This is a genomic window from Pseudonocardia sediminis (genome assembly GCF_004217185.1).
Taxonomy (GTDB): Bacteria; Actinomycetota; Actinomycetes; order Mycobacteriales; family Pseudonocardiaceae; genus Pseudonocardia; species Pseudonocardia sediminis.
On record NZ_SHKL01000001.1, the window covers coordinates 3813884 to 3830562 of the forward strand.

The window sequence follows — 16679 nt, forward strand, 5'->3', positions numbered from 1 at the left end:
GGAGCAGTAAAAGCGGGATGACCTAGACGTTCCGTCGCACCAGCATCTCCAGCGACACCCGTGCCAGCGGCAGGTAGCCGACCAGCGCGGCAGCCGGGCCGTCGACGGTCAGCCAGGTCCGGGTGCCGGTCGCGTCCGGGGCGACCCCGTGGTCGAGCGCCATCGCCAGCGGGCCCAGGGTGACGTCCCAGGACCACGTCCCGGCGTCGGAGTCGACGGCGGTGACCGTGAACGAGACCGCGATCCCGAGCGGCCCGCGGACCTTCCCGGTCGTCCCGGTGACGATCTGTTCGTCGGAGGCCTCGACGCCGAGGATGTAGGGAGCCCAGACCGGCCAGCGGGCCGGGACGGCGTAGCGCTCCCACACCTCGTCGGCGGGCTGCGGGCCGCGGGCGTGCAGGGTGACGCGCATCCCGTGATGATCCGGCCCACGCCGCGACACCGCGCGGTGGCGTGATCGTCGCCGTAGCGTCGGACCTACACCGCCCTCACGCCCAATTCGGGCAGAATCGCCGGTGCAGATCTCTCGACGAAGGGTGTCCATGCGCTCGCCCCGTTCGCTCCGGCTCGCCGCCGCCGCGCTCACCGCCACCGCGTTCCTGACGGCCTGCACCGGTCCGACGCCGGTCGACGTGGCCCTCTCCGGTGACGCGGCCCCGGTCGCCGCGGCCGGGTCCGGTCTCGTGCCGACCACGTTGAACGTCCCGGCCGGCATGGACGCCTCCCCGCTGGACGAGTCGCACCAGGCGCTGGTGCCGCAGGGCTGGACGATCTCGGTGTTCGCCCGCGTCCCCGAGGCGCGCCTGGCCGTCTGGACACCGGACCGTCAGCTGCTGGTCTCGGTGCCCGACGAGGGCCGGGTCGAGCGCCTGACCCCGGACGGTCGCGGCGGTTCCACGACCGCACCCCTCCTCGAGGGCCTGAACCAGCCGCACGGCCTGGCGTTCGCCGGATCGACGCTCTACGTCGCCGAGAGCAACCAGGTCAACGCCTACGACTACGCCGGCGGGCAGGTCACGAACCGCCGGGTGGTCGCGGCGAACCTGCCCGACTCCAAGAGCGCGGACCTGCGCGGCGCCTACGCGCACGCGCTGAAGAGCGTCGCCGTGGGCCCGGACGGCGCGGTGTACGTCTCGGTCGGCTCCACCGGCAACATCTCGGAGGAGGACCTGACGGCGAACCCGCCGCGGGCGTCCATCCTGCGGATCCCGCCGGGTGGTGGGACCCCCGCCCCGTTCGCGACCGGTGTCCGGAACGGGACCGGTCTGGCCGTCGCCCCGGACGGCGCGGTGTGGACCGCGGTCAACGGCCGCGACAACGTGCCCTACCCCTACGACAAGCCCTACGGCAACGGGACCGGGTCCGCCTACGGCCAGGTGATCAAGGACTACGTCACCAACCACCCCGGCGAGCAGCTGGCGAAGCTGTCGCAGGGCCGCAACCTGGGCTGGCCGTACTGCAACATCGAGCGTGACGCCGACCCCGGCGTCGCCGCCAGCCCGGTGAACCCGTCGAACGTGCCCTTCGTCCGCGACGCCGAGACGAACCCGGACGGCGCGAAGCTCGACTGCGCCACGCTGCCGCGGGTGGAGCAGACCTTCGGGGCGCACTCCGCCCCGCTGGGCCTGTCGTTCGTCGACGGCGGCCTGCCCGGCCCGTACGCCCAGGGCGCCCTGGCCGGCGTGCACGGCTCCTGGAACGCAAGCCCGCCGCGGGCCCCCGAGGTGTCGTTCTTCCCGTACTCGAACGGCGCACTCGGCCCGCAGCAGACGCTGGTCGGCGGCTTCCAGGCGACCGACGGCTCCCGCTGGGGCCGTCCGGTCGCCGCGGTCGCCGGCCCCGACGGCGCGGTCTACGTGACCGACGACGACGCCGGCGCCGTCTACCGCCTGGCCCCGCCCGGCCGCTGACCCCCGTGCGCGGATATCGCTGCCAGGGCAGCGATATCCGCGCACGACCGTCGCCGGCGCACGTCAACGAGGCGGACGCCCCCAGGTCGGCGGAAGCTGCTCGATCGAGCTGGGGTAGACCCCGGCCTCGACGATCGCCGCGGCCCACGGCCGCAGGTATCCGAGCAGCTCGTCGAGGTCGTCGCCGAGCGCGTCGAGCAGCGGTTCCTGCTGAACGTCGGTGGCCGTCTCCAGCGACTCCCGCAGCGAGGCGCCGGCGTCGGTGAACCCGGTCCCGTCGCCGGTCAGCAGCCCGCGGCCGACGAGCCGGTCCACGCCGTCGGCGATCGCCTGCTCGGTCCAGCCCCGCGTCATCTGGTAGCGGCGCCGCGGCATCCCCGCGTAGACCTCGGTGAGCAGGCCCGCCTCGACCGGGTCCAGCCCGGCGGCGGTCCAGGCCGCGATGTGGCAGTCGCCGCGGTGCTCGCGCACCATGTCCGCGGCGCGCCACATCTCACCCCACGGGGTGTCCGGCAGCCCGAGGGCGCGCAGCCCGGCGAACAACGGACGGCCGGTGGCCCGGCCCGCCCGGGCGGCGCGCAGCAGCAGCTCGGTGGCGCGGGTGGGGTCGTCCCCGCCGAGGATCCGCTCCAGTGCGGCGGTCGCCCCGCGCTCGCGGGCGGCCATGATGTCGGCGTGCGAGGCGGTGGCCCAGCCCCGTTCGGTCTCCGGGATCACCACGGCGGGGTCGAACACGCCGAACACCGAGACCACGACCTCGCCGGGCACCTGCCCGACGCACCCGGCGCGGCTGCAGAAGTAGCCGGCGAGGTCGGGCAGCGTCAGGCAGCCGGGCTCGGTCACCCCCGGCCCGAACCCGATCCGCTCGAACTCGGTGTGGACCTCCGGTGCGAAGTAGACGAGCGCGGCGACCGGCTCGACGGCGGCGTGCAGTGCGCGGGCCCGCCGCGAGAGCACGTCGTCGGGGATCGTCGCGTTGAAGACCCGGGTCATCGAGCTCCTCCGGCGGGGTCGGGGCGGTCGGGTACGCCCGGGAACGGGTGCAGGCCGTGCTCGCGCATCCAGCGCTGGACGTCCGCGGCCAGCGTCGCCTCCTGCGGCGACGACGGGTAGTACGCGGCCGCCGAGCGCAGCCACGCGTTCCAGTCCTGCAGGATCGCGACCAGCCGCGGCAGGTCGTCGCCGAGGTCGCGGGCCGGGGCCGTCCACAGCGCGTCGGTGGCGCGTTCGACCTGTTCACGGGCGGCGCGCCCGGCGTCGGTGGCGGCGCCGTCGGACCCGATCAGGCCACGGTCGTGCAGCGCGCGCTCGGCGGCGTCGAGGTCGGCGTCGGTCCAGCCGCGGGTGCGGCTGTAGGTCCGCGGCGGCATCCCGGCCACGCGCTCGGTGAGCACCTGGATCGCGCATCCACCGAACCCGGCCGCGGTGAACGCGACGACGTGCCCGTCGCCGCGGTGCTCGCGCAGCCGCTCGGCCAGCCGCCAGGCCCGCCCGATCGGCACGTCCGGCAGGCCCTGCGCGCAGACCCCGGCGTACATCGGCCGACCGGCGAGCGGCAGGTTCGCCCCCGCCCGTTCCAGCAGCGCGATCGCGTCGTCGACGCCGGCGGGCCGCTCCCCCAGCACCCGCACCAGCTGTGCCAGCGCGCCCCGGGTGCGCACCGCACCGATCGTCGCGGCGTCGGTGCGCGACCATCCGAGCTCGACCGAGGCGATCACCGCGGCCGGGGCGAACACCCCGAACGCCGCCGCGACGACGGCACCGTGCACCTGCCCGAGCAACGATCCGCGGCTGGTCATGTAGGCGGGGCCGTCGGTCATCGCGACGCCGCCCCAGTGCGCGCTTCCCCATGGTTCGTTTACCGGCCCCGGACTCGGGTCGAAGCCCAGCTCCGCGTAGCCGGCGTGGGCTTCCGGCGCGAAGTAGACCGATCCGACGAACGGCTCCAGCGCGGTGGCCAGGGCCCGTGCCCGGAGGGAGTCGGCGGACGTCGTGTCGGTCATGGAAGGTCACCCCGTCGTGTCCCCGCGATCCTCCGACGCGCGCCCCCCGTGGCGCAACGCCGGACGATCACGGCGGGGACGGGGGTCAGCCGCCCGAGGAGATCGAGACGTCGCCCGCGTCGCTGGTGATCGTGACCGTGGCTTCCTCGGTGATCGTCGGGTCCGACTCGGCCGCGATCGTGCAGCCGAACGTCGTGCCCGGACCACCGACGACGACCTTCGCACCGTCGGCACAGGTCGTCGTGACCGGCACGCCGGCGTTCTTCGTGGCCTCGTCGTCGACGGCCTTCGCCGCGGCCGCCGTGGAGACGAAGCCCTGGCTGACGATGCCGACGTTGCCGGCGTCGTCCTTCTGCGTGACCAGGTAGGTCAGGTTCTGCCCGTCGACCCCGGCGGTGCAGGTGAACGTGGCGCCGACCTGGACGTCGACCGAGTCCGGGCACTGCACTCCGGTGGGCGCGACGCCGACCGTCTGCTCGGTCGTCGTGGCGATCTGGGTCTCGATGTTGTCCGTCGTCCGTGTCGGCGTCGCCAGTACCACGAACAGCACGGCCGCGATCCCGACCAGGGTGAACACGACGCCGAGGACGATGCCGGCCACCGCGAGGCCCTTGCCGCCCTCTCCCGTGCGCTTGATCTTCCCGAGCGCGACGAACCCGAGGACCGCCGCGACCGGGGCGACGACGAACGCCAGCACGAGCGAGAGGATCGCGAGGGTGTTGGTGCCGCGAGGCGGGGGCGGAGGCGTCATGGGGTACCGCGAGCCGCCGGCCGGGCTCGGCATCGTGGGTGGCTGCATCTGCGTCATCGGGGGACCTCCGTCCGGGTCGCCACCGCTGTGGTGGCCACCGTTCGGCCGGGAGTCGGCCCGATGATCTTCCCCGTTACGGGGTGTCCTTTTGGGACACGGGCTCGACGGCGGAAGTTGCGCCGTACGGTCTCGCCGGAGCGGCCGTACGGCCGCGGTCAGCCGGAGTGCAGCGGCTCGGTCCGGAAGTCGGCGAGGTCGGCGTCGTGGGTCATCGCCCAGTAGTCCACGACCCGGTACGGCGAGTTCGCGACGACCCGCCCGGCCGGGTTGCGGTAGTAGGTCGTCATGCCGGGGTGGGTCCAGACCATCCGCTCGTGCGCGGCGTCGACGTCGTCCACCCAGCGGTCGTGGACCTCCGGGCGGACGTCGACGGCGCCGATCCGCTCCCGGCCCATCCGCGCGACGAGGTCGACGATGTAGCGGGCCTGCGCCTCGGCCACGAAGATGAAGCTGCCGCCGGCCCCGGCGTTGGTGTTCGGGCCGTACATCAGGAACAGGTTCGGGAAGCCGGGGACGGTGATCCCCAGGTGCGCGGTGGCGTCGTCGGCGCCCCAGACGTCGTGCAGGTCGAGCCCGTCGCGGCCGCGGATTTCGACGCCGGGCAGGAAGTTCTGCGCGTCGAAGCCGGTGCTCAGTACGAGCACGTCGGCGTCGTAGTGCTCGCCGGCCTCGGTCACGACGCCGGTCGGCGTGACCCGCGCGACGGCGTCGGTGACGAGCTCGACGTCGTCGCGGCGCAGGGTGGCGAACCAGCCGTTGTCGAGCAGCATCCGCTTGCCGAACGGCGGGTAGGCCGGCGTGCACTTCTCGACCAGGTCCGGGCGGCCGTCGAGCTCGGACTCCAGGTAGCGGGTGAAGTAGCGGCGGTGCCCGTCGTTGACGGCGTTGAGCGAGCGCTCCGGATGCTCCCACTCCGGGTCGGTACGCAGGCTCGGGTGGACGCGGTCGTTGAACACCCACGCGAGCCGGAACCGGTACCAGGGGTGGTAGTAGGGCACGTGGTGCATCAGCCAGTGCACGTCGCCGCCGACCGGGGCGAAGTACTCGGCGTTCGGGGCGACCCACTGCGGGGAGCGCTGGAACACCGTCAGCTGCGACGGCCGCCCGGCGATCGCGGGCACCACTTGCATGGCGCTCGCCCCCGTCCCGACGACGGCCACGCGCCGGCCGTGCAGGTCGAGGCCGTCGGGCCAGTCGGTGGTGTGGAACGCGGGCCCGGCGAACCCGTCGAGCCCGGGCAGGTCCGGGACGACCGGGCGGTTGAACAGCCCGACGGCGCTGACCAGAGCCGTGCCGGACCACTGCCGCTCCCCCGCCCGCACCGTCCAGCGCCGGGTCGGCTCGTCCCAGACGGCGGAGGAGACCTCGACGCCGAACTCGATGTGCCGGCGGAGGTCGAAGTGGTCGGCCATGTCGGCGATGTAGCCGGCCATCTCGTCGCGCTTGCCGAAGTGGGTGGACCAGTCGCGGGAGAAGAACGAGAACGAGTACAGGTAGCTCGGGGTGTCGACGCCGGCGCCCGGGTAGTGGTTCGTCAGCCACACCCCGCCGACGTCGTGCTGACGCTCCAGGATCACGAACGGCACCCCGGCCCGCTGCAGCCGCACGCCCGCGATCAGGCCGGACACCCCGGCCCCGACGATCACCACCCGCAGGTCGCGCGCCTCGACCTCCGCCGCCGGGACCGGCACCGGTTCGGCGTCCGGGGCGAAGCCCATGTCCTCGCGCATCAGCCGCTCGTACTCGTCCGGCACCTCCTCCGCGACGGCCGTGCTCAGCATGCGGCGCAACAGCTCCGGGCGCGGTTCCGGGACCGCCGGCTCCGCCCCGCCGGACCACGCCGTGATCGCCTCGACGGCGGCGGCCCTGAGCTCGGCGGCCGTCGCGGCGTCGAATCCACCGCCGTCGTGCGGGGACAGACCCGGTGCCTTGGTCGGACGGAACGGGTCGGCCAGCCACCGCTCGTCGCCGGTGAGGTGGAACGTCACCATCGCCAGGGTCGGGAGGTTCGCCGACTCCACGGCTGTCGTCAGACGCTCGGTGTCGATCGGGCGCTGCGGGACCGGCTCGGGCACGCGGAACTCCTCCCCGGCGGTGCGGCGATCGCGCACCGGCCGCCCCCAGGATGGACGACGCGACGCCCACGCGCGATCAGCCGTGCCTCCGGTTGCGGTGCGGCGCCGCCACCGGACACCGTGGGCGGACCTGTCGACGGCGAGGGGCGGAGCACGCGTGCACGAGGGAACGACCTACGCCGGGCTGCGGGTCCTGGACTTCTCGGCGGTGATCGCCGGGCCGATGGCCACGATGATCCTGGCCGACCTCGGCGCGGACGTCGTCAAGGTCGAACGCCTGGGCGGTGAGGACGGGCGACGCCTGCCGCCGTTCCGCGACGGCGTCTCCACGGTCTTCAGCGCGTTCAACCGCAACAAGCGCAGCATCGCCCTGGACCTGACGACCGACGAAGGCCGCGAGACCGCGCTGCGGCTCGTCGACGGCGCCGACGTCCTGGTCGAGGGCTTCCGCCCGGGCAAGCTCGACCGGCTCGGGCTGTCCTGGGAGACGGTCTCGGCGCGCAACCCACGACTGGTCTACTGCTCGGTCTCGGCGTGGGGCTCCGGCCCGCTCGGGCACGACCTGCCCGGCTACGACCCGGTGCTGCAGGCGTTCTGCGGGATCATGGACGCCACCGGCCACCCCGGCGGGCCGTCCGCGCGCGTCCCCGCGTCGCTGATCGACATCACCACCGGCATGTGGGCCGCGACCGCGATCATGGCCGCGCTCGCCCGCCGCGAGGAGACCGGTCGGGGTGACCGGGTCGAGACCGCCCTGGTCGACGCCGGTTTCCAGCTCATGTGCCACCAGGTGATGAACACCCTGGCCACCGGGAGACCCCCGGCGAAGACCGGAGCCGTGACCCCGATGGCGGCCCCCTACGAGACGTTCGCGACGCGCGACGGCGAGATCATGGTCGCCGCCGGCAACGAGGGCATCTTCGCCCGGATGTGCGCCGCCCTGGGCGTCCCCGGGCTGCCGGCCGACGTCCGGTTCGGGACCGTCGCCGACCGCGTCGCGAACCGGGACGCCCTGCACGCACTGCTCGAGGCCCGGACGCTGGAGCTGGACCGTGCCGAGGCCGAACGACGGCTCGCCGCGGCCGAGGTGCCGGTGTCCGCGGTGAACCCGCTCGACGTCGCCCTGGCCCAGCCGGTCGCGCAGGAGAGGCGTCTGCTGGTCGACGCCGAGGGAGCCGAGGACCTGCAGCTGATGCGGCTGCCGTTCCTGCCGCCGGAGATCGCCCTGCGGCGCCCGCCCGGGCCCGGCGAGCACACCGACGAGATCCTGGCCGAGCTGATACGGGAGGAACCCTGATGCGTACCGAGGCCGCCGTCCTCTGGGAGACCGGCGGGGCGTGGGACGTCCGTGAGGTCGAGCTCGGCGAGCCGGTGACCGGCGAGGTCCGGGTGAGGCTCGCCGCGTCCGGCATCTGCCACACCGACGACCACCTGGTCACCGGCGGTCTCCCCCAGCCGCTGCCGGCGATCGGCGGGCACGAGGGGGCCGGTGTCGTCGAGGCGGTCGGGCCGGGCGTCACCGACGTCGCGCCGGGCGATCCGGTGGTGCTGATCTACATCCCGTCGTGCGGGCGCTGCCGCCCGTGCGCGCAGGGCCGGCAGAACCTCTGCGAGCGCGGGGCCGCCCGGCGCGAGGGACGGGCCCTCGCCGACGACTCGCTGCGGTTCTCCAGCGAGGCCGACGGCGTCGGGATCACCACGATGTCCCTGCTCGGCACGTTCGCCCGGCACACCGTCGTGCACGAGTCGCAGGTGCTCAAGATCGAGGGAGACATCCCGCTGGTGCCGGCCGCCCTGGTCGGGTGCGGGGTGACGGCCGGGGTCGGCGCCGCGCTGCACGGCGCGGAGGTCCGTGCCGGGGACGTCGTCGCGGTCGTCGGCGTCGGCGGGCTGGGCGCGGCCGCGATCCAGGGCGCACGGATCGCCGGGGCCCGGATCATCGTCGCGATCGAGCCGGTCGAGGCCAAGCACGCCACCGCTCTCTCCCTCGGCGCCACGCACGTCGTCAGCGACTCCGAGAAGGCACGCGCGCTGATCGAGGAGATCAGCTGGGGGCGGATGGCGAACGCCGCGATCCTGACCACCGACCTGGCGCACGGCGAGTACCTGGGCCCGACCATGGAGCTGCTCGGCAAGAACGGGCGCGCGGCCGTCGTCGCCGTCGCCCCGCCGGACCAGCGTCGCGCCGACCTGAGCCTGCTCGACCTCACGCTCTACGAGAAGCAGGTCCGCGGCACTCTCTACGGCTCGCGCAGCCCGCGCGCCGCCATCCCGGAGCTGCTCGACCTCTACCGCGCCGACAAGCTCACCCTCGACGGGCTGATCACCACCCGCTACCGGCTCTCCGAGATCAACCAGGGTTTCGACGACCTGCGCGCGGCCACCAACATCCGCGGCCTGATCGTCTACGACGACTGATCGCGTCCCATCCGTGGGGCTCCTGTGTGGCGGCACCGAACGTCAGGTCCGCCGGTGTGCTGCGGCGCGGTCAGTACATGACCGACCCGGCCGTCACGTTGACGTCCTGCCCGGTGATCGCGGTGGCGCGCGAGGACGACAGGAAGACGGTCGTGTCCGCCACGTCCCCCGCCGTGACCAGCCGCCGCAGCGGCGAGCCCTCGGCGAACTGCGCGCGGGCCTGCTCCTCACTGATGCCCTGAGCCTGCGCCTGACCGGCGATCACCCGGTCCAGACGTGGCCCCTCGACCCCGCCGGGCGAGACCAGGTTGACCCGCACACCGGACGGCCCGACCTCCGCGGCCAGGGTGCGGACGAGCCCGACCAGCGCCATCTTCGACGCCGCGTACGGGCTGCGGTGCAGCAGCGGCCGCTTGCCGGTCATCGAGCCGATCACCACGACCGACCCGGACCCGGCCTCCAGCATGGCGGGCAGGAAGGCCTTCGCGCACAGGAACGTGCCGGTGACGTTGACGGCGAACGTCTCGTCCCACTCGTCGAGGCCCACCTCGATCAGCGGCTTCGTCGGCCCGGCGACGCCACTGTTGACAACGAGCGCGTCCACCCGCCCGAACTCGGCCGTCGCCCGCTCCGCCGCCGCGGTGACCGACGACGGTTCCGTCAGGTCCACCGGCACCACCAGCGCACGACGACCGACGGCCCGCAGGAGGCCGGCGACCTCCTGCATCTCCGCGGTCGAACGTCCGGCCAGCACCACGTCGGCGCCCTCGGTGCCCATCCGCAGCGCGATCTCCCGCCCGATCCCCGCGCCGGACCCGACGACCACCGCGACCCTGTCCTCCATCAGCATGGGATCAGGGTGACCGGTCGACGGGCCGGCCGCACGGCCCGACGTGTGAGCCCGGCCGGTCTGTCCGGCGACCCCGCCCAGGCGACCGCATCATGATCATCGTGACCGGATTCGATCATCCCGAGAAGGCGCCACGGACCCTCGGCGCCGTGACCGTCGCACTGACGGCCGCGGCCGGCTCGCTGGACGCCGTGACGTTCTTCGCGTTCAACGAGGTCTTCGCCTCGACCATGACCGGCAACCTGATCCTGCTCGGCCTCGACTGGGACGGCAACTCGGCCCTGCGGATCGCCACGGTCGCGGTGGCCGCGGCGGCGGGGGCGTTCGTGCAGCTCCGCGCGCCGGACTTCACCTACCTGATCCCGGTGGCGATGGTCGCCCTGGTGATCGTGCTGATGGTGCGGGTGACGATGGCCAACCACGGCGGGCTCGTGCAGGGCGACCCGCAGTTCGCCCGTCCCGTCGAGGAGGAGGCAGGCGGAGGGCCCACCGCCTGAGCCGGCGTCGCGCCGGGCCGGTCCGCGTTCCCGGAAGATCGGCACACGATCCCGTCGAGTCGCCGTAGTGTCCGAACCGGACCCGGCACACCGCCGTGCACGGTCTCCGGCAACGACGCACGGAGGAACGATGATCGACGTCGACAACCTGTTCGACCGCCGCGCGGACAACCGGTGGGACCGGGTCTGCATCGGGGACGTGTTCGAGCGCAACACCTGGAGCCGCCCGGACCGTGAGGCGATCGTCGGGATGGACGGCGCGTTCGCCGACCCGGCGTTCGCCCGGCTGACCTACCGGCAGGCCGACGAGGCCGCGAACCGGTTCGCCCAGGGCCTGATCGCTCACGGCCTGGGCCGCGGCGACCGGGTGCTGCTGGTGTGCGAGAACTCGGTCGAGGCCTACGTCGCCAAGATCGGGGTCGCCAAGGCGGGCATGGTCTGCCTGCCGGTGAACCCGCAGCTCGCGCCGGACGTCGTCGCGCACCTGATCGAACGGTGCTCACCGCGCTTCGCGGTGCTCGACGCCGAGCTGGAGCCCCGGGTTGCGGCGCCGCTGCGCGAGGCCGGGATCGCCGTCGACGTCACGATCCCGATCGGCGGGGGCGCGGTCGGCGGCAGCGTCGTGTTCTCCGAGTTCCTGGCCCGGTACCCGGCCACCGAGCCGGACGTGACCGTCCACGGCGACGACATCTGGGAGATCCTGTTCACCTCGGGCACCACGGCGATGCCCAAGGGCGTGATGCTCTCCCACACCTACGCCCACTTCGCCGCCTACAGCTTCGCGCTCTCCCTGACGCGCGGCCTGGCGTCCGAGAGCGACCTGCGGCTGTCCTGCTTCCTGCCGACGATCTACCACGTCACCGACCACATCTTCACGTTCCCGGCGTTCCTCACCGGCGGCACGCTGATCCTCGGCCGGCGCCCGGACGCCCGGCAGGCCGCCGAGGCCGTCACCCGGGAACGGGCCACCGCGCACTACGGCGGCTCCCCGCAGATGCTGCGCGCGTTCGCCGAGACCCTGCGCGACGACCCGATCGCCTACAGCGCCCGCACCGTCACCGCGATCGTCTTCGGCTGGGCCAACATCGCGCCCGGCCTGGCCACGCTGCTGCACGACCTCTGCGACCCGGACGTGCACCTGTTCGAGATCTTCGGGCAGACCGAGTCGATCGCGTGCCACCGCTTCCACCTCGAGGAGCACCCGGTGAAGTACCACCGCGGCGCTCCGATGACGAACTACGTCGGGCTGCCCTCGCCGCTGCTGGCCTCGGCCGTCGTCGACGAGAACGGCGACGACCTGCGCGACCGTCCCGGCGAGCCGGGCGAGGCCGTCTACCGCTCCCCCGCCGTGACGGCCGGCTACTACCGGGACCGGGAGGCCACCGAGACCGCGTTCCGCGACGGCTGGTTCCACTCCGGTGACGTCTGCACCTACGACGCCGACGGACTGCGGATCATGCAGGACCGGGTCAAGGACATCGTGAAGTCCGGCGGGGAGAACGTCTCGACGCTGCGGGTCGAGTCGGTGCTGCAGGCCCATCCGGCGGTCGCGCGGGCGGCGGTGGTCGGCCTGCCGCACGAGCGCTGGGGCGAGGCCGTCACCGCGGTGGTCATGCTCGCGCCGGGGCAGGCCGCGGACGAGGCCGGTCTGATCGCGCACGCCCGCGAGCACCTGGCCGGCTTCGAGGCGCCCAAGAAGATCGTGTTCGTCGGGTCGCTGCCGGAGACGGTCGGGGGGAAGGTCCTCAAGTACCGGCTCCGGGCCGAGCTCGCAGCCCTGTACTCGGACCAGGAAGGCTAGAGCAGGTCGCTGCGGCTGATCACGCCGACCAGCAGGTCGTCGTCGTCGACGACGGGCACCACCCGGAACCCGCGCCCGGACAGCAGCGAACGGGCCCGGGTGAGCGGCTCGTCCGGGCCGAGGGCCTCGACGTCGCGGGTCATCGCCTCGCCGACCGAGCGGGCCCGGGTGCGCCGGCCGCCGTGCAGCGGGCCGCTCATCAGGTCGGCCTCGCTGAGGATGCCGACGAGCCGGTCGTCGATGTCGACGACCGGCACCGCGGTGAACCGGAACGCCAGGATGACCTCGGCGGCCTCGTCGACCGGGGTCTGCGGGTTCACCGTGACCAGGCCGTCGGCGGTCATCACGTCGGACACCGTCAGGGTCGCGATGTCCCGGTCGCCGATCCGGCCGGCGCCGCGCGGTGCGGCGGCGGGCATGTCGATCGTCCGGTCGGCCCCGACCGCGCGACGGGCCGCACGCAGGACCCGGCTCCCGGCCGTCCGCCGGCGGAGCAGGTCGCTGCGGGTCACCACCCCGACCAGCACCCCACGGTCGACGATCGGCATCACCCGCAGCTCGCCGTAGGCGCGCAGGCGGTGCCCGAGGATCGCCACGTTCGCGGTCGGCGACATGTAGAGCACGTCGCGGGTCATGACGTCGGCGACGGTGACGGCGTCCGGGTCGTCGCGGTGGCGCAGCAGGTCGACCAGGCTCACGATGCCGACCAGCCGGAACGCCCGGTCGACGACGGGCAGGGCGCTGTAGCGGAACTCCGCCATCCGCTGCTCGGCCCGCGCCAGGGGTGCGTCCTCCCAGACCGTGACGACGCGTTCGGTCATGATCTCGCGGGCCCGCAGAACCATGGTCCGACCGTATCCCGGAGGACGGCCGGGCAGGACCGCCTAGTGATCCTCGATATGGCCGAAGCGGTGCCGGGTCCGGCTGATCGCCTGCTCCCGCAGGACGGTAAGCATCTCCCGGCGCCCGTCGGTGAGGACCGGGGCGTCGAGCAGCGACGTCCCGGCGTCGACGCAGGCCGCACGCAGCCCGCCGGGGACGGTGCCGACGACCCGTATCCGTCCGCCCGGCTCGGGGTCCGGCACGCCGCCGTGCACGGTGACGCCCGGCAGTCCGTCGAGCGCCGGCGCGCCGTGCAGGTCGACCGGCACCCCCGCGCACGCCGCCGCCAGGACCACCCGGAACACGTCCACGGTCGGCGCGTCCGGCCCGGCGACCACGGTGAGACGCGGCAGCGGCCGGTAGCGGAACACGTTCGTCTCCGCGCGCAGGCCGGTCGGGTCGTGTTCGAGGGAGAACTCGTCGCGCCAGGCCGCCGCGTCGCTCCCGGCCGCGACGCGCAGCCGTTGCCGGTCCGTGTCCGGCACACGGTCCGCGGCGGCCGCGAGCACCGCGTCCACCACGGGGCCGGTCGGCGCGTCCGGAAGCGGGGCGTGGCCGTCGTGCCAGGTCCCGAACTGGGCGACGTAGTTCGGCCCGCCCGGCTTCGCCCCCGGCCCGATGACCGAGCCCTTCCACCCGCCGAACGACTGGCGCCGCACGATGGCGCCGGTGATGTGCCGGTTGACGTAGGCGTTGCCGACCTCGACGCGGTCGCACCAGTGCGCGATCTCGTCCGGGTCGAGGGAGTGGATGCCGCCGGTCAGGCCGTAGCCGGTGGCGTTCTGCCAGGCGATCGCCTCGTCGAGGTCGCGGGCGTACATCAGGCCGAGCACCGGGCCGAAGCACTCGGTGCGGTGGAACCAGGAGCCCGGCTGCACCGGGGCGCGGACGCCCGGTGTCCACACCCGCTCCGACCTGCGCGCCGGCCTCACCAGCCACCGCTCGCCGCGTTCCAGCGTGGTCAGCGCGCGCAGCAGCTTGTCCTCGGGCTCGGCGATCAGCGGGCCCATCGTCGTCGACAGGTCGGTGCCGTACCCGACCCGCAGCGTCCGCACCGCGTCGACGAGCTGGCGCCGCAGCCGTCGCCCGGTCGCGGAACCGGTGGCCGCGGACCCGACCAGGATCCCCAGCGAGGCGGCCGAGCACTTCTGCCCGGCGTGCCCGAACGCCGACCGCACGAGGTCGGCGACGGCCAGGTCGGGGTCGGCACTGGGCGTGATGACCAGTGCGTTCTTCCCGCTCGTCTCGGCGACCAGGCGCAGGTCCTCCCGCCACGACCGGAACAGCCGCGCGGTGTCGGTGGCTCCGGTGAGCACGACGTGGTCGACGTCCGGATGGGTGATGAGCCGCCGTCCGGCGTCGGCCTCGTCGGTGTGCACGAGCTGCAGCGCGTCGGCCGGGATGCCGCCGCGGTGCAGCGCGGCCACGCCGACCTCGGCACAGGCCCGGGCCTGCGGCGCAGGTTTGATCACGACGGCGGCCCCGGCGGCCAGCGCGGCCAGGCAGCCGCCGAGCGGGATCGCGACCGGGAAGTTCCAGGGCGGGGTGACAACGACGACCCGGTCCGGGGTGAACGGGGCGCCCTCTCCATCGACGCCGCCGAGCTCGTCGGCCCGGTCGGCGTAGTAGGTGGCGAAGTCGATCGCCTCGGAGATCTCCGGGTCGGCCTCGGCGACGGTCTTGCCCGCCTCCGCGACCATCACCGTCAGCAGCTCGGTCCGGGCCGTGGCCAGAGCCCGGGCCGCCTCGCGCAGCAGCCGGGCGCGCTCGCGGGCCGGGGTGGCGTGCCATCCCGCCTGGGATGCCGTCCGGACGATGACGTCGACGGCGGCCGGCTCGGCGACCACCGGGCTTCGGACCGGCATCGGCGTCGCGGTGACGGCGCGCCGGGCCCACTCACGGTTCGCGGGCAGCGACGGGTCGGTGTCGGGCTCGTTCCGGAACCCCGGCAGCGGGGCCGGTGGTGTCTCCGTCCCCCGGTCCTGTTCACGACGGGCGGTGGCGCGCACGGCGTCGCGGTCCCGGACCGAGGCGTGGAACCGGTCGAGGTAGGAGTGCGGCCCGGCGTCGGAGAACAGCGCGAACAGGTAGTTCTCCGGCGCGGCGTTCTCCTCCAGCCGCCGGACCAGGTACGACACGGCGGCGTCGAAGTCCCCGCGGTGCACGACCGGTGTGTAGAGCACGAGCCGGTCGGGCGCGTCCGCGGCGACGGTCCGTGCCCAGGCCGGCGCCATGCCCTGCAGCATCTCGGCGTCGATCTGCCCGGCGGCGCCGCGGGCGTCGGCCAGCTCCAGGGCCAGGGCCACGTGGTGCAGGTGGTGGCTCGCCACGCCGAGCCGCAGCGCGCCGGTCAGATCGCCGCCGATCCCGCGGTCGAGGAGCCGGACGTAGTTCGCGTCCACCTCCTCCTTCGTCGCGTACGGCGCCTGCGGCCAGTCGTGCAGCTCCGCCTCGACCCGCTCCATCGCCAGGTTCGCGCCCTTGACCAGGCGCACCTTGATCGGCGCACCCCCGTCCGCGACCCGGGCCACGGCGAACGCGGCGAGCTGCTCCAGCGCACCGAGCGCGTCCGGCAGGTAGGCCTGCAGCACGATCCCCGCCTCGAGGTCGCGGAACTCCGGCCGCGACAGCAGCGTCGTGAACAGCGCGACCGTGAGGTGGAGGTCCTTGTACTCCTCCATGTCCAGGTTCACGAACGTCCCCGAGTCCCGCGCCGCCCGGTAGAGCGGGGTCAGGCGTTCGACGAGCCGGTCCCGGCTGCCCTCGAGGTCCCACGGCACGAGCTGGCTCGCCACCGACGACGCCTTGACCGAGACGTAGTCGACGTCGTCGCGGCGCAGCAGGGCGATCGTGCGCTCCAGCCGGCGGTCGGCCTCGCCGTCGCCGAGGACCGCCTCGCCGAGCAGGTTGAGGTTGAGCCGGAACCCGTCCCCGCGGGCGGCGGCCAGGCGCCGCCGCAGCGAGCGCCCGCCCGCGTCGACGACCAGGTGCCCGACCAGCGCCCGCAGGCGCCGCCGGGCCAACGGGACGACGACGTGCGGCAGCCGCGGGGCGAGCACCGCACCCAGCCGCACGAGCGCCCGGTCGGCGCCGGAGACGAACCGCGGGATCGTCGACCCGGCTCCGGCGAGGCGGGCCAGCTCGCGGGCCGCGACCCGGTCGTCGGTGGGACGGGCGACCCGGTCCACGAACGCCATCGTGAAGTCGACCCCGGCCGGGTCGTGCATCAGTGCCGCGAGCCGGGCCGAGGGACCACCGTCGCCGCCGCCCTCCGCCTCGGTGCTGCGGATCCAGCGTTCGACGCGCGCGACGGCCCGTCCGACCAGTGCGTCGTCGATCCCGGGCGGCTCAGCGGGCGTACCGGCCGACGCCGAGGAGGTGCTGCGCGGTTCCTCGCTCACCCGCCTCATTGTGGCCCTGCCGGGGCCCGTC

The 16679-nt window shown here is 74.0% G+C and carries 13 protein-coding genes; 5 read left to right on the forward strand and 8 right to left on the reverse strand.

Annotated elements, in window-relative coordinates:
- Positions 1–22: 22 nt before the first annotated feature.
- The gene (locus EV383_RS17605; protein ID WP_130290923.1) at positions 23–412 is read right to left on the reverse strand and encodes an SRPBCC family protein; all 390 of its coding nucleotides are present in this window, start codon (positions 410–412) and stop codon (positions 23–25) included.
- A gap of 130 nt (positions 413–542) precedes the next feature.
- Here EV383_RS17605 and EV383_RS17610 point away from each other — a divergent pair, with 130 nt between their 5' ends.
- A complete protein-coding gene (locus EV383_RS17610; RefSeq protein ID WP_242623163.1) occupies positions 543–1910 on the forward strand; it encodes a PQQ-dependent sugar dehydrogenase in 1368 nt (455 codons plus the stop codon).
- Positions 1911–1973: 63 nt separating this feature from the next.
- Here EV383_RS17610 and EV383_RS17615 read toward each other — a convergent pair whose 3' ends face one another.
- From EV383_RS17615 to EV383_RS17630, 4 genes are all read right to left on the reverse strand, one after another.
- Complete coding sequence (locus tag EV383_RS17615; RefSeq protein WP_130290924.1) at positions 1974–2903, reverse strand: SCO6745 family protein; 930 nt, start codon at positions 2901–2903, stop codon at positions 1974–1976.
- A complete protein-coding gene (locus tag EV383_RS17620) occupies positions 2900–3913 on the reverse strand; it encodes an SCO6745 family protein (protein ID WP_207223566.1) in 1014 nt (337 codons plus the stop codon). Before EV383_RS17620 ends, EV383_RS17615 begins: the two co-directional genes overlap by 4 nt.
- Before the next feature lie 85 nt (positions 3914–3998).
- Positions 3999–4721 (reverse strand): DUF4190 domain-containing protein, encoded by a 723-nt coding sequence (locus tag EV383_RS17625; RefSeq protein ID WP_130290925.1) that lies wholly within the window; start codon positions 4719–4721, stop codon positions 3999–4001.
- A gap of 158 nt (positions 4722–4879) precedes the next feature.
- On the reverse strand, positions 4880–6799 hold the full coding sequence (locus EV383_RS17630; RefSeq protein ID WP_242623164.1) for a flavin-containing monooxygenase: 1920 nt from the start codon (positions 6797–6799) through the stop codon (positions 4880–4882).
- Positions 6800–6956: 157 nt separating this feature from the next.
- Here EV383_RS17630 and EV383_RS17635 point away from each other — a divergent pair, with 157 nt between their 5' ends.
- The gene (locus EV383_RS17635; protein WP_207223567.1) at positions 6957–8096 is read left to right on the forward strand and encodes a CaiB/BaiF CoA transferase family protein; all 1140 of its coding nucleotides are present in this window, start codon (positions 6957–6959) and stop codon (positions 8094–8096) included.
- Positions 8096–9217, forward strand: a complete 1122-nt coding sequence (locus EV383_RS17640) for an NDMA-dependent alcohol dehydrogenase (protein ID WP_130290926.1) — start codon at positions 8096–8098, stop codon at positions 9215–9217. The genes EV383_RS17635 and EV383_RS17640 overlap by 1 nt, the downstream gene beginning before the upstream one ends.
- 70 nt (positions 9218–9287) lie before the next feature.
- Here EV383_RS17640 and EV383_RS17645 read toward each other — a convergent pair whose 3' ends face one another.
- Positions 9288–10067 (reverse strand): SDR family NAD(P)-dependent oxidoreductase, encoded by a 780-nt coding sequence (locus tag EV383_RS17645; RefSeq protein ID WP_130290927.1) that lies wholly within the window; start codon positions 10065–10067, stop codon positions 9288–9290.
- Between the two features lie 101 nt (positions 10068–10168).
- On the opposite strand from EV383_RS17645, the gene EV383_RS17650 reads away from it, so the two are divergent.
- On the forward strand, positions 10169–10564 hold the full coding sequence (locus EV383_RS17650; protein WP_165438385.1) for a DUF1275 family protein: 396 nt from the start codon (positions 10169–10171) through the stop codon (positions 10562–10564).
- A 130-nt stretch (positions 10565–10694) separates the two neighbouring features.
- Positions 10695–12365, forward strand: coding sequence for a class I adenylate-forming enzyme family protein (locus tag EV383_RS17655; RefSeq protein WP_130290929.1), 1671 nt, complete (start codon positions 10695–10697; stop codon positions 12363–12365).
- Here the strand turns inward: EV383_RS17655 and EV383_RS17660 are convergent.
- Together EV383_RS17660 and EV383_RS17665 are read right to left on the reverse strand one after the other, a co-directional pair.
- Positions 12362–13210 (reverse strand): CBS domain-containing protein, encoded by an 849-nt coding sequence (locus EV383_RS17660; protein WP_130290930.1) that lies wholly within the window; start codon positions 13208–13210, stop codon positions 12362–12364. The genes EV383_RS17655 and EV383_RS17660 overlap by 4 nt on opposite strands.
- A 39-nt stretch (positions 13211–13249) precedes the next feature.
- A complete protein-coding gene (locus EV383_RS17665; protein WP_242623165.1) occupies positions 13250–16648 on the reverse strand; it encodes a proline dehydrogenase family protein in 3399 nt (1132 codons plus the stop codon).
- Positions 16649–16679 lie beyond the last annotated feature (31 nt).

Coding starts and splice junctions, on each gene's coding strand:
- EV383_RS17610 (WP_242623163.1), top strand. CDS start 543: ATGCGCTCGCCCCGTTCGCTCCGGCTCGCCGCCGCCGCGCTCACCGCC.
- EV383_RS17625 (WP_130290925.1), bottom strand. CDS start 4,721: ATGACGCAGATGCAGCCACCCACGATGCCGAGCCCGGCCGGCGGCTCG.
- EV383_RS17615 (WP_130290924.1), bottom strand. CDS start 2,903: ATGACCCGGGTCTTCAACGCGACGATCCCCGACGACGTGCTCTCGCGG.
- EV383_RS17660 (WP_130290930.1), bottom strand. CDS start 13,210: ATGGTTCTGCGGGCCCGCGAGATCATGACCGAACGCGTCGTCACGGTC.
- EV383_RS17620 (WP_207223566.1), bottom strand. CDS start 3,913: ATGACCGACACGACGTCCGCCGACTCCCTCCGGGCACGGGCCCTGGCC.
- EV383_RS17645 (WP_130290927.1), bottom strand. CDS start 10,067: ATGCTGATGGAGGACAGGGTCGCGGTGGTCGTCGGGTCCGGCGCGGGG.
- EV383_RS17640 (WP_130290926.1), top strand. CDS start 8,096: ATGCGTACCGAGGCCGCCGTCCTCTGGGAGACCGGCGGGGCGTGGGAC.
- EV383_RS17655 (WP_130290929.1), top strand. CDS start 10,695: ATGATCGACGTCGACAACCTGTTCGACCGCCGCGCGGACAACCGGTGG.
- EV383_RS17605 (WP_130290923.1), bottom strand. CDS start 412: ATGCGCGTCACCCTGCACGCCCGCGGCCCGCAGCCCGCCGACGAGGTG.